This is a genomic window from Haloferax profundi (genome assembly GCF_001469865.1).
Classification (GTDB): Archaea; Halobacteriota; Halobacteria; order Halobacteriales; family Haloferacaceae; genus Haloferax; species Haloferax profundi.
Genome location: NZ_LOPV01000243.1, coordinates 1 through 1,061, shown reverse-complemented (window position 1 = coordinate 1,061; position 1,061 = coordinate 1). Strand labels below are relative to the sequence as shown.

Here is a 1,061-nt window from a genome sequence, read left to right as displayed (position 1 = left end):
GCAATTCGGAGGCGGACATGGCGCTGTGTTGTCTGCTGGCTTTCTGGACTGGCGGAGACACAAAACAGATGGACACGATGTTCCGACAATCGGGACTCCTTCGAGCGAAGTGGGACGAAGTGCATTACGCCGATGGGTCGACGTACGGTGGAAAAACCATCGAGCGGGCGATCGAGGCGACGTCGGAGTACTACGACCCCAGTCCAAGAAACGAATCGACGCAATCGAAGCTCGAAACAGAGCCTGAGAGCGCCGACGTGGATATTGACGAACCGGACCGTCGCAACGCCTATCTTGTCGAGAAGAACCAATTGTTGTCTACCCGTGTCAGCGAACTCGAGGCGACGATTGAACAGAAAGACGAGCGTATCGCAGCACTCGAAAGCCAGATTGAGGTCCTCAGTGCAGAGCTATCGGGACAGAATAGCGAGGATAGTCGTGAACAAGGTCACCAAACCAGTGGCAGCGAAGACAACTCAGACAACAAGTCGCTACTCAGCCGAACGAGACGCTTGTTCAGCGGAAACTCCGAGTAGTATCTGATAGCTGTCTCCGTTTTGTAGCCCCGTCAGGGGCGACGGGGCAATCGGTGTGCCCTGGAGACAACGTATGCATTCTGAGCAACAGCAACACACTGGTAGCAACGAGAGGCCACTGAACGATTCGAATCAACCCAACTCTCCGTGGTCAAACCTCCAACTGACTGTCCCGAATAACCGCCACCACACTTCGATTGTCACGTTCGTCGAATGCGTCCTCGTCGAACTTACTCACGAGGACGTCGGTGCAGAGTACGTCTCATCGAACGTGTGGGGAACAAAACGGACGCAGTTCATCGCAGTAGATCCCCTTGCAGAGGCGTTCTACAAACGTCATTACGACGAGCGTCTCGGGTGGCACGAGACGACAGTCAGCCGGGAATCTGTACGCAGTGAATTAATCAACCGACTTTCGCAGACTGATTCGCACGCGACCGACCGTAGTCACAGCGTTCCTGTTGAGTCGACCGACGTGTTCAGTGTGAAGCCGGTGCGGCAACTCTACAATCGGCAATCTTAACC

General features: G+C 54.8%; 1 protein-coding gene. It reads left to right on the top strand.

The genetic code is table 11. The features are described 5' to 3' along the window. The coding region (locus AUR66_RS21970; RefSeq protein ID WP_449271634.1) for a phage NrS-1 polymerase family protein at positions 1-536 on the top strand (536 nt) is incomplete at its 5' end. Positions 537-1,061 lie beyond the last annotated feature (525 nt).